Raw genomic sequence first — 26,437 nt, 5'->3', positions numbered from 1 at the left:
TCTGAGGTTTAAGCCTTGAGCGTGGCCATGTCGATGACGAAACGGTACTTCACGTCGCCGGCAATCATCCGCGCGTAAGCCTCGTTGATCTGGCGGATGTCGAGCATTTCAATGTCGCAGGTGATGTTGTGTTCGGCGCAGAAATCCAGCACTTCCTGGGTTTCCGCGACGCCACCGATCAACGAGCCGGCCAACACGCGACGCCCCAGAACCAGTTTGGCCGCATGCACCGGCGGATCGATCGGTTCGATCAGGCCGACCAGAATGTGCACGCCGTCAAAACGCAGGGTGTCGAGGTACGGGTTCAGATCGTGTTGCACCGGAATGGTGTCGAGCAGGAAATCGAAGTAACCGGCCGCGGCTTTCATTTGCTCGGCGTCGGTCGACACGATCACATGATCGGCGCCCTGACGCCGACCTTCTTCGGCCTTGCTCGCCGAGCGGGTGAACAGCGTCACTTCAGCGCCCATGGCCTTGGCGAACTTGATGCCCATGTGGCCGAGGCCGCCCATGCCGAGAATCCCGACCTTGTCACCGGCTTTCACGCCGTAGTGCTTGAGCGGCGAGTAGGTGGTGATGCCGGCGCAGAGAATCGGTGCGGCACTGGCCAACGCCAGACGTTCCGGGATCCGCACAACAAAATGTTCGCTGACCACGATGCTGTCGGAATAACCGCCCATGGTATTGCTGCCGTCGACCCGATCCGGGGTGGCGTAAGTCATGGTCGGGCCTTCGAGGCAATATTGCTCGAGGTTCGCCTGACAGGCTTCGCAGCTGCGGCAGGAGTCGACCATGCAGCCGACGCCGACCAGATCGCCTACCTTGTGACGGGTGACATTCGCACCGACAGCGGTGACTTTTCCGACGATCTCATGGCCGGGCATCAGCGGATAAACGGCGATGCCCCATTCGTTGCGTGCCTGGTGGATGTCGGAGTGGCAGACGCCGCAGTAAAGAATTTCGATCGACACGTCGTCGGCGCGCAGGCTGCGACGTTCGAATTTCATCGGGGCGAGGGGAGTGGTGGCCGATTGGGCGGCATAGCCGATGGCGGTGTACATGGGTGACCTCGCAAAAGCAGTGACAAGTGAGGCGGTGAATTCTGGGCGCCAAGCGCGGGTGCGGCCATGACGAATTCTCCGGGTCTCATGCCTAATCCTCCGGCATGCGGGTTGTGGCAGTCGCTTTGGCCAGCGGATCTGCGATGATGTTTTCCTCCCTTTTTCCCTGATTTTTACGAAGACCTATTCGATGCAGTTGACCCGTCATCTTGATGCCAATGCCCGGCTGGTTTCGCTGATCGAACCGCTGGCGCTACGCGATGGCTATAGCCAGACCGGTCTGCCCGGTGTGCAGATATTGCGCGCCAGTTGCGACGTCGCCCGTGGCCCGCATATTTACGAGCCGAGCCTGATGATCATCGCTCAGGGCAGCAAACTGGCATTTCTCGGCCCTCGGACCATGGAATATGGCGCCGGGCATTATTTGATTCAGGCGCTGCCGGTACCTTTCGAGTGTGAAACCTTCGCCTTGCCAAATGCGCCGTTGCTTGGTGTGTCGGTGGCGATTGATCGCGTTCTGCTCGGCGAACTGGTGTTGGCCATGGGGCTGGCGCCGGGGCGGCATATTCCGGCGCAGACGCCGGAATCGATGACCTCGGTGGTGCTCGACGATGGCATGCGCGGTTGCGTCGAACGGCTACTCAGCTGTCTGCACGATCCGCTGGAATGCCAGATTCTCGGCCCGGCGCGGGTGCGTGAATTATTGTTCGTCGCGCTGCGCGGGCCGCAGGCGGATGTGTTGCGCGCCTTGGTCGAACAGCAAGGGCAGTTCGCCCGGGTGGCGGCGTCGATCAGCCATCTGCATGCGCATTACACCGAGCCTTTGAATGTCGAGACACTGGCCGGGTGCGCGAACATGAGCGTGTCGACCTTTCACGAGCATTTCAAACGCAGCACTTTGCTGTCGCCGGTGCAGTATCTCAAACGTTTACGCTTGTTGAAGGCGCAGACGTTGCTGGTGGCTGAAGGGCTGGGTGTGGCGCAAGTGGCGCATCGCGTGGGGTATCAGAGCACGTCGCAGTTCAGTCGCGAGTACAAGCGTTACTTCGAACGCAGCCCGGGGGATGAGCGCGCTGCTTGAGTTATCACTCATTCCTGTAGGCGCAGCCTCGTTTCACTCGACAGCTCCTGCAGGGGGAGACGCGGGCAACAAAAAGGCCCCCATTGCGGGAGCCTTGTTGTTCAGCGCTACGACTTACATATTCGGATAAGTCGGGCCGCCGGCGCCTTCCGGCGCCACCCAGGTGATGTTCTGCGCAGGGTCCTTGATGTCACAGGTCTTGCAGTGCACGCAGTTCTGGGCGTTGATCTGGAAGCGCTTCTCGCCGTCTTCCTTGGTGATGACCTCGTACACGCCGGCCGGGCAGTAGCGCTGCGCCGGTTCGTCGTACAGCGGCAGGTTTTTGCTGATCGGGATGCTCGGGTCGGTCAGCTTCAAGTGGCACGGCTGCTCTTCTTCGTGGTTGGTACCGGAGATGAACACCGAGCTGAGTTTGTCGAAACTCAGTTTGCCGTCGGGTTTTGGATAGTCGATCTTTTTGCAATCGGCCGCGAGCTTCAGGCAGGCGTAATCCGGTTTGGTGTCGCGCAGGGTGAACGGCAGTTTGCCGCCGAAGATGTTCTGGTCCAGCCAGTTGAACCCACCGCCGATGATCGCGCCGTACTTGTGAATCGCCGCGCCGAAATTACGGCTGGCGAACAGTTCTTCGTGCAGCCAGCTGTTTTTGAATGCGTCGACATAAGTCGTCAGTTCGACCGTGCAGTCCTGCTCGGCGAACAGCGCGTCTGCCACCGATTCTGCCGCGAGCATGCCGGACTTCATCGCCGTGTGGCTGCCTTTGATCTTGGCGAAGTTCAGGGTACCGAGGTCGCAACCGATCAGCGCGCCGCCCTTGAAGACCATTTTCGGCAGCGAGTTCAGGCCGCCCTTGGCGATGGCGCGGGCGCCGTAGCTGACGCGCTTGCCGCCTTCCAGGTATTGCTTGAGCACCGGGTGATGCTTGAGGCGCTGGAATTCATCGAAGGGCGACAGGTAAGTATTGCTGTAGGACAGGTCGACGATGAGGCCGACCACCACCTGATTGTTTTCCAGGTGATAGAGGAACGAGCCGCCGGTGTTCTCGGTGCCCATGATGTCCAGCGGCCAGCCGGCGGTGTGCACCACCAGGCCTGGCTGATGCTTGGCCGGGTCGATTTCCCAGATTTCTTTCAGACCGATGCCGTAATGCTGAACGTCGGCATCGCTGTCGAGGTTGTAGCGCTTGATCAGTTGCTTGCCGATGTGACCACGGCAGCCTTCGGCGAACAGCGTGTATTTGCCACGCAATTCCATGCCCGGGGTGTACAGGCCTTCTTTCGGGTTTCCTTCGCGGTCGACGCCCAGATCACCGGTGATGATCCCGCGCACCACGCCGTTTTCATCGATCAGCGCTTCCTGAGCGGCGAAGCCGGGGTAGATTTCCACGCCGAGGTTTTCGGCCTGCTGAGCCAGCCAGCGGCACAGGTTGCCGAGGGAAATAATGTAGTTGCCTTCGTTGTGCATGGTCTTGGGCACAAAGAAATCAGGAATCTTCTGCGCGCTGTCGGCGTTTTTCAGCACGAAGATGTCATCGCGCGTGACTGGCGTGTTCAGCGGCGCGCCGAGTTCTTTCCAGTCCGGGAACAGTTCGTTCAGTGCGCGCGGTTCAAACACCGCACCGGAAAGGATGTGTGCGCCGACTTCGGAGCCTTTTTCGACCACGCAGACGCTGATTTCCTTACCGGCGTCAGCGGCCTTCTGCTTCAAGCGGCAGGCGGCTGACAGACCAGCGGGGCCGGCACCGACGATGACGACGTCGAATTCCATGTATTCGCGTTCCACAGGCTATCTCCTACTCAAGGCTCAACAGTTTTTTTTCTGATTTGGAGGTTTGGTGTCGCATCCGTATTGCCTTTACGTTAACGTCAAAGGGAATATTGGCGAATCCACCTTTCTCTCTAGGCGGCGCATTATATCTACACCACTCCGAGCGTCCAATACAAACGTTTGTTTGAATTGCCTCCAGCCCTGATAAATCAAAGAAGCGCGGCTTATGACGGGGCATTTTGGCGTATTGACCAGAATGGGCGTTCCGGTCAAGATACGGGCGGTTTTGCGCTCGCCGTAGGCAGACTGGCGGTTTCAAGAGCACCTCTAAAGACAGGGCACAGGCAGTAGACGGTGATGCGCAGCGCAAGTCCGGCGCGCAGTTTACACAGCGTGAGAATGAATGACCCGACAGTCACCGCTGACGAACGGTCACCTCCCATCGCGAAGTGAATCACCTCACATTCAAGCCGGCGTTTTTAGAGGTGCCCTTGTCGCCCGATGAGCATCATCCGCCAGGTTCGCCTAGGCGACTTTCTTTTCACCGGAGAGTAACGAGGAATCCATGAAGGTTCTTGTAGCTGTCAAACGCGTTGTGGATTACAACGTCAAGGTCCGCGTCAAGGCGGACAATTCCGGCGTCGACCTCGCCAACGTCAAGATGTCGATGAACCCATTCTGCGAAATCGCCGTGGAAGAAGCCGTACGCCTGAAAGAGAAGGGCGTTGCGACTGAAATCGTCGTCGTCTCCATCGGCCCGACCACCGCTCAGGAGCAGTTGCGTACCGCACTGGCTCTGGGTGCCGACCGCGCCATCCTCGTCGAATCCGCTGAAGACCTGACCTCCCTGGCCGTGGCCAAGCTGCTCAAGGCCGTTGTCGACAAGGAACAGCCTCAGCTGGTGATCCTTGGCAAACAGGCGATCGACAGCGACAACAACCAGACCGGCCAGATGCTCGCTGCATTAAGCGGCTACGGTCAGGGCACCTTCGCTTCGAAAGTCGAAGTCTCGGGCGACAGCGTTGCCGTGACCCGCGAAATCGACGGCGGCGCACAGACCGTTTCGCTGAAACTGCCAGCCATCGTCACCACCGACCTGCGTTTGAACGAGCCGCGCTATGCGTCCCTGCCGAACATCATGAAAGCCAAGAAGAAGCCTCTCGAAGTGCTGACTCCGGACGCTTTGGGCGTTTCCACCGCCTCCACCAACAAGACCCTGAAAGTCGAAGCGCCGGCTGCACGCAGCGCGGGTATCAAGGTCAAGTCGGTGGCTGAACTGGTTGAAAAACTCAAGAACGAAGCGAAGGTAATCTAAATGACTATCTTGGTTATTGCTGAACACGACAACAAAGTGCTGGCCCCGGCCACACTGAACACCGTGGCCGCTGCTGCCAAAATCGGCGGCGACATTCACGTTCTGGTAGCAGGTCAGGGCGCTGGCCCGGTAGCCGAAGCCGCGGCGAAAATCGCTGGCGTGAGCAAAGTCCTCAACGCTGACAACGCCGCTTACGCGCATCAGTTGCCGGAAAACGTTGCGCCGCTGGTTGCCGAGTTGGGTGCTGGCTACAGCCACATCCTCGCTGCCGCCACTTCCAACGGCAAAAACATCCTGCCGCGCGTTGCTGCTGCGCTGGACGTCGACCAGATCTCCGAGATCATTTCGGTCGAAAGCGCTGACACTTTCAAGCGTCCGATCTACGCCGGTAACGCCATCGCTACCGTGCAGTCGACTGCTGCGATCAAAGTGATCACCGTGCGTGCCACCGGTTTCGATCCGGTTGCCGCTGAAGGTGGTTCGGCTGCCGTTGAAGCTGTTGGTGCTGCGCACGATGCCGGTACTTCGAGCTTCGTCAGCGAAGAGCTGGCCAAGTCCGATCGTCCTGAGCTGACCGCTGCCAAGATCGTCGTTTCCGGCGGTCGCGGCATGCAGAACGGTGACAACTTCAAGCACCTGTACGCGCTGGCCGACAAACTCGGCGCTGCCGTCGGTGCCTCGCGCGCTGCGGTCGACGCAGGTTTCGTACCCAACGACATGCAGGTCGGTCAGACCGGCAAGATCGTTGCACCACAGCTGTACATCGCCGTCGGTATCTCCGGCGCGATTCAGCATCTGGCCGGTATGAAAGACTCCAAGGTGATCGTTGCGATCAACAAGGATGAAGAAGCGCCGATCTTCCAGGTGGCCGATTACGGCCTCGTGGCGGATCTGTTCGAAGCAATACCTGAGCTGGAGAAGCTGGTCTAATCCGGCGGCTTCACTTATAAAGAGCCCGGCCTGTTGGTCGGGCTTTTTTTTGTCACGGATTTGAGTGGGGAGCGTTTTGCCATGGATCTGCGCTGCGGATGGTTGTTGGGATTGGCCCTGTTGCCAGGTGTGGTCATGGCGGCTGGCAAGTGCGAGCGCCTGATCGTCACCGGCAGCCCGGATGCGCCGCCATACCTGTGGCAGGACCCGCAAAACCCCAAGCGCCTGATCGGCGCCAGTGCCGATCTGTTGCAGCAAGTGGCCAAGGACCTGGGCATTAAAGTCGACCTGCTGTATGCCGGCAAACGCTCACAGGCGCTCGATGAAGTGCGCAGCGGGCGCATGGACATGCTGGCCGACGCGCCACTGACCGTGAATGAGCTTGAACACCTCGATTACATCCATCCGCCACTGCTGGAGAACGACTATCTGGTATGGACGCGCAAAGGCGCGACGCTGACCTACGGCGAAGCCAGCGACCTCAAAACCCACACCGGCGCGGTGTCGGAAAAGTCTCGGATGACACAGGCATTCGGCACTTTCGCCGAACAGAACTTGACCTTGACGCGGACAGCCAACCTTACCCAGGCGCTACAGAAATTGCTGCTGGGCGAGGTGGAATATGTCCTCGCCGGGCGTTACTCAGGGCTGGCCGCCGCGCAGGCATTGGGCATGACCAGCGATCTGTTGGCGTTCGAGCAACCCATCGACCGCCCGGGTCTGTTCCTCGCGGTTTCCCATAACTCGGCCTGCAACGATCCGTGGTTGCGCGGACAGCTCGCCAAAAAGATGACAGAATTGCCCGCGTCCGGACTGACGGAAGCCGCGCTGCAACGCAACATCGAGCGCTGGAAGGCGCAACAGCAACAGCCGCCACAACCCGTCAGTGCCCCAAAACAGTAGGGATTCTTAGTGAGTATTCGACCTCTTTTCGCGGCCGTGGCCGTTCTGGCCCTGGCCGGGTGCGCGAGCGATCCGGCACCCAGTGAACAAATGCGTTTGACCGAACAAGCCATCATGCAGGCCAGGGCAGTCGGCGCCACCGCTGACGAAGTGCCGGAAATGCAGCTGGCCGAAACCAAGTACAACCGTGCCAAAGGCAATATGGCGGACGAGTCCTATCGCAACGCGCGCATGCGTGCCGAGCAGGCCGAACTGGATGCACGTCTGGCCGAAGCCAAGGTGCTGACGAAAAAAAGCGAAGAGCAACTGAATGTGCTCAATACCCGCATTGTCCGCCTGCGCAAGCAGCTGCAACTGGGGGACGCGCAATGAGCCTCAAGTCCAACGCGCTCCGCATTCTGCTTCTTGCCGGTTGCGCCAGCCTGTACGGCTGCGCCGGCCAGCACAGCGAGGCGGCGCTGCAACAGGCCGGCGCTAATTTCCAGAAGGTCAAGGAAGACTCCAATGTGCTGCGCATCGCGCCGAAAGACGTGATCCGTGCCGGCGAATCCCTCGCGCGTGCCGATCGGCTGTCGACCTATTGGGGCAGCGGTGCCGATGTGGTGCACTACGCCTACCTGAGCCAGCGCTACAGCGAAATTGCCCGCGAGCACACCAACCAGGTACTCAACGAGGAGCAAGCGGCCAAGCTCGAACTTGAGCGCCAACGGCTGCAACTGGCCCTGCGCGAGTCCAAGCTGCTCAGCGTGCAGCAGCAAGGCAAGTGGCTGGAGGAACAGATCGTGGCGCTGGCTACCACGCAGACTGATCGTGGTCTGGTCATGACCCTCGGCGATGTGTTGTTCGACACCGGCCAGGCTGAACTGAAAAACTCGGCTAACCGGGTCGTGCTGAAGATTGTTCAGTTCCTGCAGCTGAACCCCAAGCGCGTTGTGCGCATCGAGGGCTATACGGACAGCACGGGCGGCAAGCAGGAAAACCTCAAGCTGTCCCGCGATCGTGCGCAGTCGGTGGCCGATGTGCTGGTCGACCTGGGTATCGATGAGAAGCGTATTCAGGTCGAAGGTTACGGTGATCAGTTCCCGGTCGACGCCAACGCCTCCGAGCGCGGCAGGGCGCAGAACCGCCGCGTGGAAATTGTTTTCTCCGACGAAAAAGGCCAGCTCGGCGCTGCCCGCTGAGGGCTGCGTCTCTGGAGAGCCCGGCCTGTCATGCAGTGCCGGGCTTTTTTACGACTGTCGATTGCTGCGCAAAACCGTACAGATGAGGCAGACACCCCACTGTACTGTCGAGTAATCTGGCAACTGTCCCAGTACACTTCTAAACTGTTCCGGTATTGTTCCACACAAGAATAAAACGCCCGTGAAATCGAGTGCTGCGTCATGACCAATCTCTTGCTCTACCAACGTATTGCTCAGCAACTGGCCGAAGACATCCGCCGTGGTGTCTATCAACCGGGGGAGCGCGTGCCTTCGGTGCGCAAGATGAGTTCGCAGCTCAACGTCAGCCATGCGACGGTGTTACAGGCTTATGCCAATCTCGAAGACCAGGGCCTGATCCGCGCCCGTCCGCAATCGGGTTATTACGTGCACCAGACCCCCGCGCTCACCGCGCCGACCCCGGACATCGCCCGGGTCGAGCGGCCGGGGCTGGTCACGCGCAGCAGCATCATTCAACAGGTACTGGTCGAATCCCGCCGCGAAGGCGTGTTTCCCCTGGGCGCTGCGGTGCCGAGTGTCGATTATCTGCCGGTGCGCGCGCTGCATCAGCAATTGGCCAAGGTCACCCGGTTTCACAGCCCTCGGGCGTTCAGCTACATGTTCAGCCCCGGTTTCGAACCGCTGCGTCGGCAAGTCGCGATCCGCATGCGTGACGCCGGCGTGGTGGTCGATCCATCGGAAGTGGTCATCACCCACGGCTGTGTCGATGCCTTGCAGATGTCATTGCGCGTGCTGACCCGGCCGGGGGATCTGATCGCGGCCGAATCACCGACCTATTACGGGCTGCTGCAACTGGCCGATCTGCTCGGGCTGAAAGTCATCGAAATTCCCAGCGACCCCGCCACCGGCATGAGCCTGGAGGCCTTGCAACTGGCCGCCAACCAATGGTCGATCAAGGCGCTGGTGCTGACTACGCGCCTGAGCAATCCCCTCGGCGGAACCATGCCGGAGGAGCGACAGAAACAGTTGCTGCGCCTGGCCTCGGATTTCGATATTCAGATCGTCGAAGACGATATCTACGGCGAACTGATGTTCGAACAGGGCCGCACCAAGGCGCTGAAAGCTTACGATCGACTGGATCGGGTGATCTACTGCTCGAGCTTCTCCAAAACCTTGTCGCCAGGTGTGCGCATCGGCTGGATGATCGCTGGCAAGTACCAGCAGGAAATCCAGCGCCTGCAGACTTTCAGTACCCATTCGGCATGCAGCGTCACGCAGATGGCGATCGCCGCCTATCTGGAAAACGGCGGTTATGACCGGCATTTACGCTACATCCGTCAGGAATACCGAAAAAACCTCAGCGCGTTCCAGCTGGCGGTGCAGCAGCATTTCCCCGAAGGCACGCAAATGTCCCGGCCCACGGGCGGTTTCATCCTTTGGGTGAGCTTGCCGGGGCGGGTCAACACCCAGGAATTGCATGTTCGCGCGCTGCAACAAGGCATCAGTATCGCGCCGGGGCTGATCTTCAGTAACACCGAGCAGTTCAACCACTGTATCCGCCTCAATTGCGGCATTCCGTGGAACCGCGAGGCGGAGAGGGCACTGATGACGCTGGGTCTGTTGGCGACCCAATTGTGTCAGGAAACCGCTGGCGGATTCTGAACGAGTGGGCAGGTGAGGCTTGTCATGTGGCGCACAACAGGCGAGCATGTGGCCCTCTGCCGTCAGTTCGTTGGGTCCATGAAAGCGATTGTTCCTGCCGCGTGGGTATTGCTGGGTTTGCTGATGACCGGTCAGGCGCCGGGTGTCATGGCGGCCGCGGCCCAGGAAAACCCGGCAGCGACGAGTACAACGAAGCAAACCGTGAAAACTGCGGTTCCAGCAAAAAAAACTCAGGCCAAAAAAAGCGCCACGGTGAAGAAGCGCCGCCCGGTTGCCTCGAAATCGAAATCAGCCAGCGAAGTGGCGAGGACCAAATTGCCGCCGGCAAAACTCGATCTCAGCCTGCCCAAGGACATGGTTGAAGAGTTGAAGCCCAAGGGTACCGTGGAGCTGCCCAAACGCGAGGCGATCCTGCCGCAAATGTTTGGTGAGAAAGACAGCGGCTTCCAGCTCAACGGCCGTTTGCTCAGCAATGAAATGCAGTTGCAACTGCGCAATGAAGCGCGACGCGATGTGGAAGGCGCGGCACTGGATTTTGAATTCAAACAGTAGGCCCCGGCCATCTGCAATGTGCAGACCAGACGCTTCGTCGGAGACTGCCCGGTCATTTTTACTTATCGTTGAAAACCCGCTTGCAGCAATTTGAAACAGTCGTTTTAGCGGTTACTCTGTTCCCGTCTCTTTACACATCGCCCGTTGCGAGGATCTGTACGTCATGAAATGCCGTGAAGGCTGTGGCGCTTGCTGCATTGCCCCCTCCATCAGTTCGCCGATCCCTGGCATGCCCGATGGCAAACCCGCCGGCGAACGTTGCGTGCAGCTGTCAGTCGATAACCTGTGCAGCATTTTCGGCCGCCCGGAGCGTCCGCCTGTTTGCTCGGGGTTCGCTGCGGATGTCGAGGTTTGCGGCAGCAGTTCGCAAGAAGCGATCAGATTGATCGGCTGGTGGGAGCAGATGACGGCGGCGTGATGTGTTCACGAACGGAACTTCAACAATAAGGAATAAAACTATGGGTTCGCTGCACCGTATCGCTGTGTTGTGTGGTTTGACCGCTGTGCTGGCCACGTCCATCGCTCACGCTGAGGGCTGGAAAGTCGCCAAGGAACAGGATGGCATCAAGGTCTCGCTGGCCGAAGTGCCGGGTTCGGACTACAAGTCCTACCAGGGCGTCGCGCTGATGAAGACCACCATCGCCAAATTGCGCGCCTTGCAGGAAGACGTCTCCGGCGCCTGCGCATGGATCCACGAGTGCAAGAGCCAGAAACTGCTCAAGCACGAAGGCGATCTGAGCTGGACCTATTCGCAATTCAACACGCCATGGCCGGTGACCCCGCGTGATTCGGTGTTGAAGATCACCACCGTTGAAGGCGCCGATGGCAGCCTGACCCGTAACCTTGAAGGCGTGCCGACCTATCTGCCGGAAGAGAAAGGCTTCGTACGGGTTCAGCAGGTCAAAGGCTTCTGGAAGTTCGTGCCCAAAGGCGATCAGGTTGAAGTGACGTACCAAGTGCACACCGAGCCTGGCGGCAGCGTGCCAGCCATGGTTGCCAACAAGTTCGTGGTCGATGCGCCATTCAATACCCTGAAAGCACTCAAAGAGCGCGCCGAGAAATAATCTCCGCGCTGTAAGCAAAACGCCCCGACCGGTTCGGGGCGTTTTGTTTTGTCTCTAAATTGTATTTCCAGATATGCGTTGCACGAAATTTTCACAAAGTCTCCAAGACAATTCGCCCGCACTTGTTGCCTGCCACAGCGCTGCCAGCCTGTTAACGAAAGTCTCGAAGAGCAGGTGAGTAATCAATGGCAATGGTGTGAACGATCGTGCAACATTTGCGCACCGCGCACGCCCCGGGGTCTGTAATGACCAATAGAGGGCCTGGCGCCGCTGTATTTTTGCAACTTCAACTTCCAATGGGTCCTAAAACGACATGGCAAACCCGGACGCCCTGAATCAGCAGCGATCATCTGCTCGCCTGCTGCAACCAACCGTCAAATCGCATCTGGCCTACACGCTGCTGTGCGCACTGGTCATGATGGTCATGTTTTCCGCGCTGCGCCTCGCGCTGCTGGTCTACAACCGCGAGATGATCCTCGATACCCCGGCCGCGACCTTTCTTGAGGCGTTCATTAACGGTCTGCGTTTCGACCTGCGCCTGGTGGTGTACCTGTGCATTCCGCTGGTGCTGGCACTGTTCAGCGCCCGGGCCATGGCTGCGCGCGGCTTCTTCCGCCTGTGGCTGACCGTCGCGTCGAGCATCGCGCTGTTCCTCGGCCTGATGGAAATGGACTTCTACCGCGAGTTTCACCAGCGCCTCAATGGTCTGGTGTTCCAGTACGTGAAGGAAGACCCGAAAACCGTGATGAGCATGCTCTGGTACGGTTTTCCGGTGGTTCGCTACCTTCTGGCGTGGGTCATCGGCACAGTCATTCTGACCCTGGCGTTCAAAGGCGCCGACCGCGCGACCCGCCCGCGTGGGCCGTTCAGCGGCGGCAGCGTCAGCTCCCGCCAGGTTGCGCCGTGGTACACGCGTCTGGCGGTATTCGTGGTCTGCCTGCTGATCTGCGTGGTCGCCGCTCGTGGCACCTTGCGCCAGGGGCCGCCGATGCGTTGGGGCGACGTCTACACCACCGATTCCAACTTCGCCAACCAGCTCGGCCTCAACGGCACGCTGTCGCTGATCGCTGCCGCCAAGGCGCGCATGGGCGAGGACCGCGACAACATCTGGAAAGCCACGTTGCCGCAAGAGCAGGCCCAGCAGATGGTGCGCGACATGCTGCTGATGCCGGACGACAAACTGGTCGATGCCGACATCGCTGCCGTACGCCGTGATTACATGCCGCCTGCCGACAAGACACTGCCTATCAAGAACGTCGTCGTGATCCTGATGGAAAGCATGGCCGGGCACTCGGTCGGTGCGCTGGGTGCGCCGGGCAACATCACCCCGTACCTGGACAAGCTGTCGAAGGAAGGTCTGCTGTTCGACCGCTTCTTCTCCAACGGCACCCACACGCATCAGGGCATGTTCGCGACCATGGCCTGTTTCCCCAATCTGCCAGGTTTCGAATACCTGATGCAGACCCCGGAAGGCAGCCACAAACTGTCCGGCCTGCCGCAATTGCTCAGCGCCCGCGACTATGACGACGTCTACGTCTACAACGGCGATTTTGCCTGGGACAACCAGTCCGGCTTCTTCAGCAACCAGGGCATGACCAACTTTGTTGGCCGCAACGATTTCGTCAATCCGGTGTTCTCCGATCCGACCTGGGGCGTTTCCGACCAGGACATGTTCGATCGTGGCTTGCAGGAGCTCAAGGCACGAGAAAACGGCAAGCCGTTCTACGCGCTGCTGCAGACCCTGTCCAACCACACGCCGTACGCCTTGCCGACGCCGTTGCCGGTCGAGCGAGTGACTGATCGTGGCAGCCTCAATGAACACCTGACCGCGATGCGCTACTCCGACTGGGCGCTGGGCCAGTTCTTCGAGAAGGCGCGCAAAGAGAAGTACTTCAACGAAACCCTGTTCGTCATCGTTGGCGACCATGGCTTCGGTAACGAGCGCCAGATCACCGAAATGGACCTGGGTCGCTTCAACGTGCCGATGCTGATGATCGCCCCGGGCATTCAGCAGAAGTTCGGTACCCGCGACCACACCGTGGGTACGCAGATCGACATCGTGCCGACCATCATGGGCCGTCTCGGTGGGGAAGTGCGTCATCAGTGCTGGGGCCGCGACCTGCTCAACCTGCCGCAGGGCGATACCGGTTTCGGTGTGATCAAGCCATCGGGCAGCGAGCAGACCACTGCCATCGTCACCGCCGACCAGATTCTGGTACTGCCACGTGACAAGGACATGGGCCCGAAAATCTGGCAATACCAACTGGGTGCCAATCCGCACGCCGAAGTGGTGCCAAACGCGCCGCGTACTGCCGAACTTAAACTCAAGCTCGAGGCGTTTTTGCAAACCGCGACCAAGAGCCTGCTGGATAACACCGCCGGTGTCATTCACGGCAAACCGGACTGATGACTGGTTAAAGTCCGTGCAATAAAAAAGAGGCCCTTGAAAAAGGGCCTCTTTTTTTAAAGCTTCAAATCGTCATATCTTGCCGAGTAACAACAGCACCAGCAGCACGACCAACACCACGCCGATAATGCCCGACGGGCCATAACCCCAACTTCTGGAGTGCGGGAAGACCGGCAGACCACCGATCAGCAACAGGATCAGGATGATGATTAGAATTGTGCCCATGGGTGATTTCCTTGTTCAGAGTCTGGAAGAGTCTTGATGCTCAGTGGGCAGCTGGAGAGCAACTAAATTCCAGCCGGCTTACATGTTCCGACTTGTGCCGATGAAAAAAAATTCAATGTTTTTTTAATGTATTTGGATTGCTCTGTTATTTCCTTTAAAGCAACAGATCGCAGCCTCGTTGCACTCGTCAGCTCCTACAGGATCGGGTTGCGAAGTTTCCGGGGGCAGCAATCTTTTGATCCTCCATTCAGCAACTGGATGGAGCGTGGGTGGCGGTGGAACCTTCGCTACACTCGGCGCATCTTTCCCGGAACAACAAGGCTGTCCGCTATGCAAAATCGCATGATGATCACTGGTGCAGGCTCCGGCCTGGGTCGCGAAATCGCGCTGCGCTGGGCCCGTGAAGGCTGGCGGCTGGCCTTGTCCGATGTCAGTGAGCCCGGCCTGCAGGAAACCCTGAAACTGGTGCGCGAGGCGGGCGGTGACGGTTTCATCCAGCGCTGCGACGTGCGCGATTACAGCCAGCTCACCGCCTTCGCCCAAGCCTGCGAAGAGAAGCTCGGCGGCATCGACATCATCGTCAACAATGCCGGCGTCGCCTCGGGCGGGTTCTTCAGCGAACTCTCCCTGGAAGACTGGGACTGGCAGATCGCGATCAACCTGATGGGCGTGGTCAAAGGTTGCAAGGCGTTCCTGCCGCTGCTGGAACAGAGCAAAGGCAAGATCATCAACATCGCTTCCATGGCCGCGCTGATGCAAGGCCCGGCGATGAGCAACTACAACGTGGCCAAGGCCGGCGTGGTGGCGTTGTCGGAAAGTCTGCTGATTGAACTGGCGCAGCAGGAAGTGGCGGTGCATGTGGTTTGCCCATCGTTCTTCCAGACCAACTTGCTCGATTCTTTTCGTGGCCCGACTCCGGCAATGAAAGCCCAGGTCGGCAAGTTGCTGGAAAGTTCGCCGATCAGTGCAGCCGACATCGCTGACTACATCTATCAGCAGGTCGCTGCTGGCGAGTTCATGATTCTGCCGCACGAACAAGGGCGTATGGCCTGGGCGCTCAAACAGAAGAATCCGCAATTGCTCTATAACGAGATGACTTCCATGGCCGAGAAAATGCGCGCCAAGGCCAAACAAAACAACGCTTGATCTTGTTCGCTGCCTGCCGCGTCGTTAGGGTGGCCGCCATGGTCACCCTGTCGAGACGCGTTCATGCTCAATTACCTGTGGTTCTTTCTGGCGGCGCTGTTTGAAATCGCCGGCTGTTTTGCTTTTTACCTGTGGCTGCGCCAGGGCAAGAGTGCGTTGTGGGTGATTCCCGCGTTGCTCAGCCTGACCGTGTTCGCGCTGCTGCTGACCCGTGTCGAAGCGGCCTACGCCGGGCGCGCCTACGCGGCGTACGGCGGAATCTACATCGTTGCTTCGATTGGCTGGCTGGCGCTGATTGAACGGGTGCGCCCACTGGGCTCGGACTGGATCGGCATGGCGCTGTGCGTGGTCGGTGCCAGTGTGATTCTGTTCGGGCCGCGCTTTTCCACCGGTTGATGTCTTTGTGCGAAGCGTCTGACAGCTAGAGGCGTGGGTGACTGTAGGGCAAGACTGATTTGCCCGTCACGCATTGTTAAGCCGCTGTAAGCCGCGCATCTTCAGGGTTTGCCAGTCCTGAAGGATGAATCCCATGCTCGTACTCAGCCGTGTGGTCGGTGAGTTGATTTCAATCGGTGACGACATCACGTTGCGTGTTCTGTCGGTCAATGGTTCCAGCGTTCGCTTCGGCGTCGAGGCGCCGAAGCAAGTCCATGTGCACCGCGCCGAGGTCTACGACCGGATCAAGCGCAAGGAGGCCGCTGCGAAGGCTGGCTGAAGTTTTCAGTCGAACAGGTGCTTGGGTACGTCGTGCTTGAGCATCAACTGGCACTGTTCGCTTTCCGGATCGAACACGATCAAGGCCTGGCCTTTGGTCAATGCCTGGCGCACGCGCAGCACGCGGGTTTCCAGTGGGGTGTCATCGCCGTTATCGGTACCGTCGCGGGTGACGAAGTCCTCGATCAGGCGGGTGAGGGTGTCGACTTCAAGCGCGTCGTGGGGAATGAGCATGGGCACCTCGGTCAAATCAATGTCGGGATGCTACGGGGATTGGGTTTCGTCTGCCAGTTATGTATCGATAGTGCCGGCCCATTCGCGAGCAGGCTCGCTCCCACAGGAATCGCATTTCAAAGGTGGGAGCGAGCCTGCTCGCGAAGGCGGTTATCTGTTCACCGAAGGCTCAACTTTCGGAACGCTGTCCCACCAGACTGTCCACCGGCGGTACGCGGGTTTCGCTTTCCATCTGCGTGTCATGCTCGATCTGATGGCTGAAGCGATCCAGTGAAGCATTGGCTGGCGCTGCGTCGCTGGCGAATACCGGCGGGCTCAGGATATATGCGCCGAGCAAGCGGCTGAGCGCCGCCAGGCTATCGATGTGCGTGCGTTCGTAGCCATGCGTGGCATCGCAGCCAAAAGCGAGCAGGGCAGTGCGGATGTCGTGGCCGGCGGTGACCGCCGAGTGCGCATCGCTGAAGTAGTAGCGGAACATGTCGCGGCGGACCGGCAATTCGTGTTCGCCGGCCAGACGCAACAGATGCCGCGACAGGTGATAGTCATAAGGCCCGCCGGAATCCTGCATCGCCACGCTTACCGCGTGTTCGCTGGAGTGCTGGCCCGGTGCGACCGGTGCGATGTCGATGCCGACAAACTCGCTGACGTCCCACGGCAATGCCGCCGCCGCGCCGCTGCCGGTTTCCTCGGTGATGGTGAACAGCGGATGACAATCGATGTTCAGTTCCTGGCCACTGTCGACAATCGCCTTCAGTGCGGCAAGCAGCGCTGCGACGCCTGCCTTGTCATCAAGGTGGCGTGCGCTGATATGGCCGCTTTCGGTGAACTCCGGCAGTGGATCGAACGCCACCACGTCACCTACGCTGATGCCCAGCGACTCACAATCGGCCTTGGTTGTGCAGTAAGCATCCAGACGCAGCTCGATGTGATCCCAACTGATCGGCATTTCATCGACCTGCGTGTTGAACGCATGCCCGGAGGCCATCAGCGGCAATACGCTGCCGCGAATAACGCCGGTGTCGGTAAACAGGCTGACCCGGCTGCCCTCGGCAAAGCGGCTCGACCAGCTGCCGACCGGGGCGAGGGTCAGGCGCCCGTTGTCTTTCACCGCACGCACGGCGGCACCGATGGTGTCCAAATGGGCAGACACGGCGCGGTCAGGGCTGCTCTTTTTGCCCTTCAACGTCGCGCGAATGGTGCCGCGCCGGGTCATTTCGAACGGAATGCCCAGCTCTTCGAGACGCTCGGCGACGTAGCGCACGATGGTATCGGTGAAACCGGTAGGGCTGGGAATGGCGAGCATTTCCAGCAGGACTTTTTGCAGGTAAGCCAGATCCGGTTCAGGGATTTGTGTGGTCATGGTCATGGAAACTCCTGAAGGGTTGAGCACTGATCGTTCCCACGTTCTGCGTGGGAATGCAGCCCGGGACGCTTTGCGTCCCTCGAATGGACGTGGAGCGTGCGATGAGGCGTTCCCACGCAGAGCGTGGGAACGATCAGGAAGGGTTCAGACAGCCGGCTGACTATGCGGAAACAACAGATCGACAAAGCGCTCCGCCGTCGGTTGTGGTTCATGATTGGCCAGGCCGGCGCGTTCGTTGGCTTCGATGAAGACGTACTCGGGCTGATCCGCCGCCGGCACCATCAGATCGAGGCCGACCATTGGAATATCCAGCGCCCGCGCCGCGCGCACGGCCGCGTCAACCAGCGTCGGATGAAGAATGTCAGTCACATCCTCCAGCGTACCGCCGGTATGCAGATTGGCCGTGCGCCGCACGAACAGATGCTCGCCGGCCGGCAGAATGCTGCTGTAGTCGTAACCGGCCGCGTGCAGCGTACGCTGGGTTTCGTGGTCCAGCGGGATCTTGCTCTCGCCGCTGGTGGCCGCTTGCCGGCGGCGGCTTTGCGCTTCGATCAGCGCACCGATCGAATGCTGACCATCACCGACCACTTCGGCGGGCTTGCGAATCGCCGCCGCGACCACTTCAAAACCGATCACCACGATGCGCAGATCGAGGCCTTCGTGGAAACTCTCCAGCAACACGCGGCTGTCGAACTGCTTGGCGGTTTCGATGGCCTTCTGCACCTCTTCGATGGTGCTCAGATCCACGGCGACGCCATGGCCCTGTTCACCGTCGAGCGGTTTGACCACCACGCGCTGGTATTCATCGAGAAAGGCCAGATTGTCGTCGGCATTGCCCGCCAGTTGCTGTGCCGGCAGTTTCAAGCCTGCGGCCTTGAGCACCTTGTGAGTCAGGCTTTTGTCCTGGCACAGGGTCATGCTGATCGCACTGGTCAAATCACTCAGCGACTCGCGGCAGCGCACGCGACGGCCGCCATGGCTGAGGGTGAACAGCCCGGCGTCGGCGTCATCCACTTGCACGTCGATACCGCGTCGATGCGCTTCTTCGACGATGATCCGCGCATAAGGATTGAAATTCGCCTCAGGGCCCGGGCCGAGAAACAGCGGCTGGTTGATGCCGTTCTTGCGCTTGATGGCGAACGTCGGCAGGTTGCGGAAACCCAGTTTGGCATAGAGGTTTTTCGCTTGGCGGTTGTCGTGCAATACCGACAGGTCCAGGTACGCCAGACCACGGCTCATGAAGTGTTCGACCAAATGCCGCACCAGCACTTCACCGACGCCCGGACGTGAGCAGTGCGGGTCGACCGCCAGGCACCACAGGCTGCTGCCGTGTTCCGGATCGTTGAAGGCTTTTTGATGATTGAGGCCCATGACACTGCCGATCACCGCGCCGCTGTCCTCGTCTTCCGCCAGCCAGTACACCGGGCCGCCCTGATGATGCGGGGTGAGCAGCTCCGGATCGATCGGCAACATGCCGCGCGCCTGGTACAAACGGTTGATGCCCTGCCAGTCGGTTTCGCTCTGCGCGCGACGAATACGGAAGCCGCGAAACACCCGCGTGGCCTGCCGGTAATCGCTGAACCACAGGCGCAGGGTGTCAGAAGGATCGAGAAACAGCTGAGTCGGCTCCAGGCCTAGAATCTGCTGCGGTGCGGCGACGTACAGAGCAATATCGCGCTCGCCGGGCTGCTCGTTGAGCAGCTCCTGCGCCAGCGACGCCGGATCTGGAAAGGTGTGTCCGATCAGCAGCCGGCCCCAGCCGCAGTGCACGGCAATCGGGGCGGTGGCAGGTTCGCTGCCGTCTTCGGCCAGGCGCGCCTGCAAACGTTCATACGATGGGGCCTGACCACGCAGCAGGCGTTGGTTGATGGACGTGGCATGGGGTTTCATCGATCAGATTCCTTGTTCACTGAGCCACAGGTTCAGGGCCGCCAGTTGCCACAGTTTCGAGCCGCGCAACGGGGTCAGTTGGCCTTGCGGATCAGTCAAAAGCTTGTCGAGCATGGTCGGGTTGAACAGGCCGCGATCCTGGCTCGGATCCAGCAGCAGCTCGCGCACCCAGTTGAGCGTGTCGCCCTGCAAGTGCTTGAGCCCCGGCACCGGGAAATAGCCTTTCTTGCGGTCGATCACTTCGCTTGGAATGACCCGGCGCGCAGCTTCTTTCAGCACCTGCTTGCCGCCGTCCGGGAGCTTGAATTTGCCCGGCACGCGGGCCGACAATTCGACCAGTCGATAGTCGAGGAACGGCGTGCGCGCTTCCAGGCCCCAGGCCATGGTCATGTTGTCGACGCGTTTGACCGGGTCATCGACCAGCATCACCGTGCTGTCCAGGCGCAACGCCTTGTCCACCGCGGCATCGGCGCCGGGTTGGGCGAAGTGTTCTTTGACGAAGTCGCCGGCCGCATCGTGATCGACCAGCCATTTGGGCTGAACCGTCGCCGCATAGTCGTCGTAACTGCGATCGAAGAATGCATCGCGATAAGCGGCGTACGGATCTGCCGCGCCGTCGACCTGCGGATACCAGTGATAACCGGCGAACAACTCGTCCGCGCCCTGACCGCTCTGCACCACTTTGCAGTGCTTGGCCACTTCGCGGGACAACAGATAGAACGCGATGCAGTCATGGCTGACCATCGGCTCGCTCATCGCACGGAACGCGGCGGGCAGTTGCTCGATGATTTCCTTCTCGTCGATGCGCAACTGGTGATGGCGGGTGCCGTAGTGTTTGGCGATCAGGTCCGAATACTGGAACTCGTCGCCGCGCTCGCCGCCGGCATCCTGGAAACCGATGGAAAAGGTCGACAGGTTCTCTACGCCGACTTCGCGCAACAGGCCGACGAGCATGCTCGAATCGACGCCACCCGAGAGCAACACACCCACATCAACCGCCGCACGCTGACGAATCGCCACCGCTTCGCGGGTGCTGTCGAGGACGCGATCAACCCAGTCTTCCAGATTGAGGTTTTTTTCGTCCTCACGTGGGCCGTAGGGCAGGGTCCACCAGGTTTTCTGCTCGGTGCGGCCATCGGCTTCAACGCGCATCCAAGTGGCCGGCGGCAGTTTCTCGATGCCAGCCAGCAAGGTTCGCGGCGCAGGTACGACCGCATGGAAATTCAAATAGTGATTGAGCGCCACCGGATCGAGGATCGGGTTGATATCGCCGCCCTTGAGCAATGCAGGCAGAGCCGAGGCAAAACGCAAGCGCTGACCGGTGCGCGACAGGTACAACGGCTTGACGCCGAGACGGTCACGGGCGATGAACAGGCGCTTGGCATCGCGCTCCCAGATGGCAAAAGCGAACATGCCATTGAGTTTCGGCAGCAGCGCCTCGCCCCAGGCGTGATAACCCTTGAGCAGCACTTCGGTGTCGCCACCGGAATAGAAGGCATAACCCAGGGCTTCGAGCTCTTCGCGCAGTTCGGGGAAGTTGTAGATCGCGCCGTTGAACGCCAGGGACAGGCCCAGTTGGCTGTCGATCATCGGCTGCGCCGAGCCGTCCGACAGGTCCATGATTTTCAGGCGTCGATGGCCCAGGGCAATCGGCCCTTGGGCATGGAAGCCCCACGCGTCAGGGCCGCGAGGGGCCAGGTGATGGGTGATTCTCTCGATCGCTGCAAGGTCTGCAGGTTGTTGATCAAAACGTAACTCGCCAGCTAATCCGCACATAAAGTCCTTACCGGTTTTTCCGTTGGGGAAGGTCAAGCCGTACCGCGCGAAAAGTGCGGGTACTCAGAAACTGACCTGTCTCGGTAGGGGGAGTTTTAGATCGATAAGTTATAAGGCGGCTAAGCGGCGTTGTGCCCTAACGCTATCAGCGCCGAAGTCGGGCTGGATTTGCACGCTATGCCGTTACGCTTTTTTTGAATAAGCCCGCTCCGGCGCAGACGTTTGACGCGGGTGGTGCAGGGCTATTTTATTCATGACAAAAAGTGCTTGATCTGCCTCGGTTTTGCCCAGGAATTTGAACTGTTAACGGCTGCCTGGTACCGATAGGCTCGAGGGTACAAACCGCAATAAAGGACTATTGCCATGCTCACCCTCGACAAGAAAAAAACCGCGATCAAGGCATCGACCCTAAGCACCTTGTTCGACGCGACCGGCGACCTCGACACCGCTCAAGCCCTGGAAAAAAACCTGCCGGCGCATTTGCTCAAGGCTTCGACCACCAGCCTGGCCAGGCTGGATGAAATCAACCGTGAACTGCATGCCGTGCAGCAGAAGGTCGATAAGAACCTGGGCCGGCTCAAACCGCTGCAGAGCTTTTGCATCAGCGAGCTCGAGGCGGCGCTGAGCAAGCAATGGCCAGCGCTTTATGACGTATGCACTGATCAGGTCAGTCTGCCGGGTGTTGATTGTGGCTGCGAAGCCACCGCGACCGATCAGGCCGGGATCGACAAGGTCAAACATGCTTCGCAAACCCTCTTGCAGGCAGCCATGCAGAACTTCACCGAAGACGAAGAGCAGGCTGACGCATTTCCCGAAGGCAGCCAGGTACGCATCACGAGCGCGCCGCAGGGTGTGAGCGGCCTGACCCCGGCGGCATTCGCCGCGTTTTGTCGACAGCTGGATCTGGGCAAAAAATACCAGGAGCATCTGCAGCAAGTGTTCGGTCTGCGTGATGACAGCGCAAAAGTCGTGGCGACCAGCGCGATGACCCGCGATATCGCCACATTGAAACAGTCGCTTTTGGAACTCGACGCGCATCTGGCCGCGCTCAAGGGGGACATCACCGCGGCAGGATTGCGCATGTTGCAGGATCTGATGGTGGCCGGGGGCGTGGTGTCGGCGCAGACCCTGCGCTACGGCAAGGATTCGCTGATCATGCAGGGTGTCAAAATCCTCGACTGCTGCGTGTGGGGCGTTGTCGTATTCTCCAAACGCTCCGTGCAACAGCATCCTGAGGACGGATGCATGGTGTACATGCCCGGTGAGCCTGCCCGGGCAGTGTACGAATACCCGAGTTTCAATGCGTTCAAGCGCTACCTCGCGCAACAACTGAAAACTCCCGAGTATCAGGACTGGTTCGGCCACAGCCTCGATGAAGACGACAAGGCCGATTTCTTCGAGAGTTTCGCCGAGAAAAGCGATCTGGGGGACGTCAAGCAATGGGCCATCGATGTCCCGCTCTTTGATTTCATGGTGCAGAGCCATGTCGGCAAGTTGCAGATCGACGCGCGCAAACTGGCAGTGCCCACCGCTGATATCGATGAAGACGCACGAAACAAACGCCTGTTGGATTTTCTTCAGCGGGGCGTCACGGTGGCGTCGGTGGCCGGGCTTTTCGTGCCGGTTCTCGGGCAATTGATGATGGGTGTCGCAGTCGGGCAATTGCTCGGTGAAGTGTATGAAGGTGTCGAGGACTGGCGGCGCGGTGATCATCAACAGGCGCTGTCACATCTGCTCAGTGTGGTCGAAAACATAGCGTTGATGGGGGCCTTTGCCGGTGGCCAGAAAGTGCTGGGGACACTGGGCAGCAAATTGCTGCGCACGCACCCGGAGTTCTTCGCGCCATTTACCGCCATTGTCAATCGGGCCGGCAAGTCGCGCCTGTGGAAGGCTGATCTCAGCCATTACGAGCATTCTCTGCCCGCCGGTTTCACTATCGATGCCGGCTCCAGGGAGTTCTATCAGATTGGCCGCAAGACCATCGCTCGCGTTGACCACCGCCTGTTGGCCGGCGACTTTGATCCCGTCACCCAGCATTGGCGTCTGGAGCACGCCGAACGTGCACAGGCCTATGCGCCTGAACTGATCCGCCACGTCGAAGGTGGCTGGCGGCTCCCTGCTGAAGAGCCTGAAGAGTGGGGCAGTTCTGCGTACGCGCTCAAGCGCATCGACCCGCAGTTGAGCGAATTCGCCGACAGCGATCTGGACATGATCCGCCGGCTGAGCGGCACCTCCCAGCAGACCCTGCTCGACACGTTCAATGACAATCTGAAACTGCCTGTGCGCCTGCGCGATACCGTCGAGCGCGCACGCATCGGGCGCCAGTTGCGGGAGCTGACCACAGAGCTGGCGGGCGGCGAGATCCACTCCGGACAACCTGTCGAGGAACAAATGCATGCCTTGACGACACTGCCGGGTTGGCCGACTGACAGATACATCGAGGTCACCGGGCATGAGGGCGACCTCGAAACCACCTATCCGCCGGACACTGCTATCGACGACACCCTGGGTGTGCCGGTCACGCAGGGCCAGCTGGCACTCGGACGCTTGCTGCAGACCGTCATTGACGGTCTTTACGAGCATGAAGTCGATGCCTTGCTCGGCGGCAAAGTCGCAAAACCTGCGCAAGCAGCGGCATTGGCAAAAAAACTGGCTGCCGCGCTCACGGCGGATTACCGCACCGCGTTCGCGCGGATGTACAAGCGCTTTGACCAGAGTGACGCGCAGGACCTCGGCAAATTGCGCCAGGTCTTCGCCGACATTCCGGCGCGCCATGGTCAAAGGCTGATTGACCGCGCTCCGAGTGTCGAGCGCTTGCACCTGCGCTCCACCGCACGCGTGCCCTTGAGACTCGGGCAACGTGTCCGGGCCAGCACCGCAAAAGTACGCATTGACCGCGCGCTGGCAGGCTTGCACTGGCCGCGACTGGCCACTGCCGACACCGACAAGCTGGCTATCGCGTCGCTGCCGCGCCTCCCTGGCTGGGATGCAAAATTACGCCTGGAGGTACGCGACAAGACGTTGACCGGACCGTTGCTCGAGGCGCTCGGTGATGCCTCGACGACCACGGAAAATACGGGTTATCTGGTGAAGGCCCGTGACGGTTATGAGGCATTTGGCGGCGACCGCAAATCGCTGGGCAAAGTGGAATCGGGCCCCAACGCGTTATATCTGGCCATCCTCAAGGCGCTACCGTCACGTCAACGGACGGCGGCCGGGTTTGCTGATGCCGAGCAGGCCAGCGCGCAACAGTTACGCAATAAATTGCTGGACGTCGCACTTGACGACCGCGAAGTTACTGCGCGGACATTGCTCGACGGCAATGCTGAACCGGTGATCGTCGAGCCGCCCTGTGTGCAAGGCGATCAGGCGCCCGTGACCTCTCATCCGCGCCAGTTGCTGCGCAAGGTGCGCAAACTGTTTCCGCGCCTGGATGAGGCACAGGCCAGCCAATTGCTTGATGAGCTGGGCGACGATGCTCTGAGCCGGGCGACCCGGGTCAAAGCCTTGCGCGAGGAGCTGAAAACCCTGCGCGATGTCTTGTTTACCTGGGCTGAGGATGGCGCTGCCTTGAAAGCAATGGGCGGCGACCTGGCAGAAGCGCGGCACAGTCGGAAAATGGCGGCCGAACTGATCGAAGAAGGTTTTCGGCGATTTCACTGGCTGACTGATGACCAAGGCAAATCGGTATGCGCGCTCAATCTTGACGGCATGCGCATCGGCAAGTTGCCGGCGTTGCCGCCTGGCTTGAACTTTGACCATGTTCAGCAATTGTCGATGAAGAACATGGCGCAGGATGACGATGTCGCGCACTTCCTCAAATCCTTCAAACAGCTCGAGTCGCTCGAACTCGACAGCAACACAGTCACGCGTCTGCCTGAAGTACTGTCGAACATGCCCAGGCTCAAGCGTTTGAGCCTGGCGGGCAATCAATTGAAACTGACCGAGCAGACACTGGCAAAGCTCAATCGGCTGCGCACGCTGTGGTATCTGAATCTGAGCAACAACCCTTTGGGTGCAACGCCTGATGTCAGTCTGATGAGCAATCTGCGTCGGTTGTTGCTACGCGATACGGGACTCACCGAACTGCCAGAAGGCCTGAACAATTGTGCGCATATTGAATGGATAGACCTGCGCGAGAACGAGATCAAGGAATTGCCTGACTGGTTATTTCAGAAAACGCGACGATTCACGGAGGCGCTCAATCTCGGACTCAATCCATTCAACGAAACCACCAAGACGTATCTGGATAACTACCGCAAGAATTTCGGTATCGGAATGGGTTATCCCGCCGATGACATTCCCCGCCTCAACGAGCAGACCGCGCGATCGTTATGGTTTACCAAAGTCGACGGTGAAGACTGGGCCGAGCAGTCGCGAACCTGGGCGGCATTTCGCGACGATACGCGCGCCGAGGGCTTGTTTCATTTGCTCGCGCAACTGGGCGATACTGCCGACGCGACGAAGGGCAGCGCGGACATGCAGCGGCGCGTCTGGGCAGTACTCAAAGCGGCGGAAACCGACGAGACCCTCTGCGACCAACTGCTGGACATAGCCGCCAATCCGAACAATTGCACTGACAGCGCGGCGGTCAATTTCAGTCATCTGGAAGTCGCTGTTGAAGTTGATCGGGTGACCCAAGGGGCTGGCGGACGAGTCACTGCCAAGCCGCTGCTTAATCTGGGACGTGGTCTGTTCCGGCTGGATCAGTTGAACGCGATTGCCCAAGAACATGCGGTCAAGGCTGCGAAGTCTGACCCGCTGGAGGTGAACCTTGCTTATCGCGTCGGGCTGGCCAAAGTGCTGGAACTGCCGGGTCAGCCGCAAGGCATGCTGTTCAACAAGCAGAGTGGCGTCACCGCAGCTGACCTGGACGCGGCGAGACACCGGATCACCAAGGCCGAACTCTCGCCCCAGTGGCTGAAGTTCATGCAGGAGCGAACGTTCTGGCGTGATTATCTGAAGCGTACGTTTACACGCAAATTTTCAATGATCGACGAATCGTTCGCGCCGCGCATGAGTGCCCTCGATGAGCAGGCGGACACGCTGCTCAGTGCCGACTATGTGAGTCAGGCGAATGCCCTCCAGCTGGAAAAGGAGCAGGCGCAAGAGGCAGTGATCAAGCGCCTGACCGAAGAGTCGATCCGCCTGATGGATCTCGGCTTCTGTGTGATGCCGGACATCTGATAT

22 protein-coding genes are annotated in these 26,437 nt (G+C 59.7%); 15 read left to right on the top strand and 7 right to left on the bottom strand.

Translation table 11 applies throughout. The features are described from left to right. Positions 1-8: 8 nt before the first annotated feature. A complete protein-coding gene (locus tag ACP7D9_RS22310) occupies positions 9-1,061 on the bottom strand; it encodes an NAD(P)-dependent alcohol dehydrogenase (protein ID WP_101156305.1) in 1,053 nt (350 codons plus the stop codon). 190 nt (positions 1,062-1,251) lie between these two features. On the opposite strand from ACP7D9_RS22310, the gene ACP7D9_RS22305 reads away from it, so the two are divergent. After that, positions 1,252-2,142, top strand: a complete 891-nt coding sequence (locus tag ACP7D9_RS22305) for an AraC family transcriptional regulator (protein ID WP_101156308.1) — start codon at positions 1,252-1,254, stop codon at positions 2,140-2,142. A gap of 114 nt (positions 2,143-2,256) precedes the next feature. Here the strand turns inward: ACP7D9_RS22305 and ACP7D9_RS22300 are convergent, their stop codons facing one another. Continuing rightward, on the bottom strand, positions 2,257-3,921 hold the full coding sequence (locus tag ACP7D9_RS22300; protein ID WP_130888463.1) for an electron transfer flavoprotein-ubiquinone oxidoreductase: 1,665 nt from the start codon (positions 3,919-3,921) through the stop codon (positions 2,257-2,259). A gap of 550 nt (positions 3,922-4,471) precedes the next feature. Here ACP7D9_RS22300 and ACP7D9_RS22295 point away from each other — a divergent pair. The 10 genes from ACP7D9_RS22295 to ACP7D9_RS22250 all read left to right on the top strand — a co-directional run bounded on the left by ACP7D9_RS22295 (position 4,472) and on the right by ACP7D9_RS22250 (position 13,899). Continuing rightward, a complete protein-coding gene (locus ACP7D9_RS22295) occupies positions 4,472-5,221 on the top strand; it encodes an electron transfer flavoprotein subunit beta/FixA family protein (RefSeq protein ID WP_007908338.1) in 750 nt (249 codons plus the stop codon). Then, positions 5,222-6,151, top strand: a complete 930-nt coding sequence (locus ACP7D9_RS22290; RefSeq protein WP_186633199.1) for an electron transfer flavoprotein subunit alpha/FixB family protein — start codon at positions 5,222-5,224, stop codon at positions 6,149-6,151. 81 nt (positions 6,152-6,232) lie between these two features. Next, a complete protein-coding gene (locus tag ACP7D9_RS22285; RefSeq protein ID WP_397479489.1) occupies positions 6,233-7,054 on the top strand; it encodes a substrate-binding periplasmic protein in 822 nt (273 codons plus the stop codon). A gap of 9 nt (positions 7,055-7,063) precedes the next feature. Next, a complete protein-coding gene (locus ACP7D9_RS22280; RefSeq protein WP_312999865.1) occupies positions 7,064-7,426 on the top strand; it encodes a DUF4398 domain-containing protein in 363 nt (120 codons plus the stop codon). Further along, positions 7,423-8,235 carry an OmpA family protein gene (locus tag ACP7D9_RS22275; RefSeq protein WP_426159625.1) on the top strand — a complete coding sequence of 271 codons (813 nt, stop codon included), beginning with the start codon at positions 7,423-7,425 and terminating at the stop codon, positions 8,233-8,235. Before ACP7D9_RS22280 ends, ACP7D9_RS22275 begins: the two co-directional genes overlap by 4 nt. 201 nt (positions 8,236-8,436) lie before the next feature. Beyond that, positions 8,437-9,876 (top strand): PLP-dependent aminotransferase family protein, encoded by a 1,440-nt coding sequence (locus ACP7D9_RS22270; RefSeq protein WP_024013893.1) that lies wholly within the window; start codon positions 8,437-8,439, stop codon positions 9,874-9,876. A 78-nt stretch (positions 9,877-9,954) separates the two neighbouring features. Beyond that, a complete protein-coding gene (locus ACP7D9_RS22265) occupies positions 9,955-10,428 on the top strand; it encodes a translation initiation factor 2 (protein ID WP_426159624.1) in 474 nt (157 codons plus the stop codon). A 163-nt stretch (positions 10,429-10,591) separates the two neighbouring features. Continuing rightward, positions 10,592-10,846, top strand: a complete 255-nt coding sequence (locus tag ACP7D9_RS22260; protein WP_101156321.1) for a YkgJ family cysteine cluster protein — start codon at positions 10,592-10,594, stop codon at positions 10,844-10,846. 40 nt (positions 10,847-10,886) lie between these two features. Continuing rightward, positions 10,887-11,492: an START domain-containing protein gene (locus tag ACP7D9_RS22255; protein WP_101156324.1), complete on the top strand. Its 606-nt coding sequence runs from the start codon at positions 10,887-10,889 to the stop codon at positions 11,490-11,492. 313 nt (positions 11,493-11,805) lie between these two features. After that, positions 11,806-13,899 carry an LTA synthase family protein gene (locus ACP7D9_RS22250; protein ID WP_101156341.1) on the top strand — a complete coding sequence of 698 codons (2,094 nt, stop codon included), beginning with the start codon at positions 11,806-11,808 and terminating at the stop codon, positions 13,897-13,899. Positions 13,900-13,971: 72 nt separating this feature from the next. On the opposite strand, the gene ACP7D9_RS22245 is transcribed toward ACP7D9_RS22250, so the two are convergent. Then, on the bottom strand, positions 13,972-14,124 hold the full coding sequence (locus tag ACP7D9_RS22245; protein WP_003183939.1) for a DUF3309 family protein: 153 nt from the start codon (positions 14,122-14,124) through the stop codon (positions 13,972-13,974). A gap of 330 nt (positions 14,125-14,454) precedes the next feature. On the opposite strand from ACP7D9_RS22245, the gene ACP7D9_RS22240 reads away from it, so the two are divergent. The 3 genes from ACP7D9_RS22240 to csrA all read left to right on the top strand — a co-directional run bounded on the left by ACP7D9_RS22240 (position 14,455) and on the right by csrA (position 15,985). Then, a complete protein-coding gene (locus ACP7D9_RS22240) occupies positions 14,455-15,270 on the top strand; it encodes an SDR family oxidoreductase (protein WP_101156344.1) in 816 nt (271 codons plus the stop codon). Between the two features lie 63 nt (positions 15,271-15,333). Then, the gene (locus ACP7D9_RS22235; protein ID WP_101156347.1) at positions 15,334-15,666 is read left to right on the top strand and encodes a YnfA family protein; all 333 of its coding nucleotides are present in this window, start codon (positions 15,334-15,336) and stop codon (positions 15,664-15,666) included. Positions 15,667-15,799: 133 nt separating this feature from the next. Beyond that, positions 15,800-15,985, top strand: a complete 186-nt coding sequence (gene csrA / locus ACP7D9_RS22230; protein ID WP_101156350.1) for a carbon storage regulator CsrA — start codon at positions 15,800-15,802, stop codon at positions 15,983-15,985. Between the two features lie 5 nt (positions 15,986-15,990). On the opposite strand, the gene ACP7D9_RS22225 is transcribed toward csrA, so the two are convergent. The 4 genes from ACP7D9_RS22225 to ACP7D9_RS22210 all read right to left on the bottom strand — a co-directional run bounded on the left by ACP7D9_RS22225 (position 15,991) and on the right by ACP7D9_RS22210 (position 21,247). Next, entirely contained in the window at positions 15,991-16,218 is a 228-nt protein-coding gene (locus ACP7D9_RS22225) for a YheU family protein (protein WP_003172962.1), read from the bottom strand. 169 nt (positions 16,219-16,387) lie between these two features. Then, positions 16,388-17,578, bottom strand: coding sequence for an osmoprotectant NAGGN system M42 family peptidase (locus tag ACP7D9_RS22220; RefSeq protein ID WP_426159655.1), 1,191 nt, complete (start codon positions 17,576-17,578; stop codon positions 16,388-16,390). Between the two features lie 147 nt (positions 17,579-17,725). After that, complete coding sequence (gene ngg, locus ACP7D9_RS22215; RefSeq protein WP_101156353.1) at positions 17,726-19,471, bottom strand: N-acetylglutaminylglutamine synthetase; 1,746 nt, start codon at positions 19,469-19,471, stop codon at positions 17,726-17,728. Between the two features lie 3 nt (positions 19,472-19,474). Continuing rightward, on the bottom strand, positions 19,475-21,247 hold the full coding sequence (locus ACP7D9_RS22210) for an N-acetylglutaminylglutamine amidotransferase (protein WP_101156356.1): 1,773 nt from the start codon (positions 21,245-21,247) through the stop codon (positions 19,475-19,477). Between the two features lie 363 nt (positions 21,248-21,610). Here ACP7D9_RS22210 and ACP7D9_RS22205 point away from each other — a divergent pair, with 363 nt between their 5' ends. Next, positions 21,611-26,434 (top strand): NEL-type E3 ubiquitin ligase domain-containing protein, encoded by a 4,824-nt coding sequence (locus ACP7D9_RS22205; RefSeq protein WP_426159623.1) that lies wholly within the window; start codon positions 21,611-21,613, stop codon positions 26,432-26,434. The last annotated feature ends 3 nt before the right edge of the window (positions 26,435-26,437 follow it).

Source organism: Pseudomonas sp. TSRC2-2 (genome assembly GCF_049897785.1).
Taxonomy (GTDB): domain Bacteria; phylum Pseudomonadota; class Gammaproteobacteria; order Pseudomonadales; family Pseudomonadaceae; genus Aquipseudomonas.
Note: the sequence above shows the minus strand (reverse complement) of the source record. Positions and strands in the feature narration are given on the sequence as shown.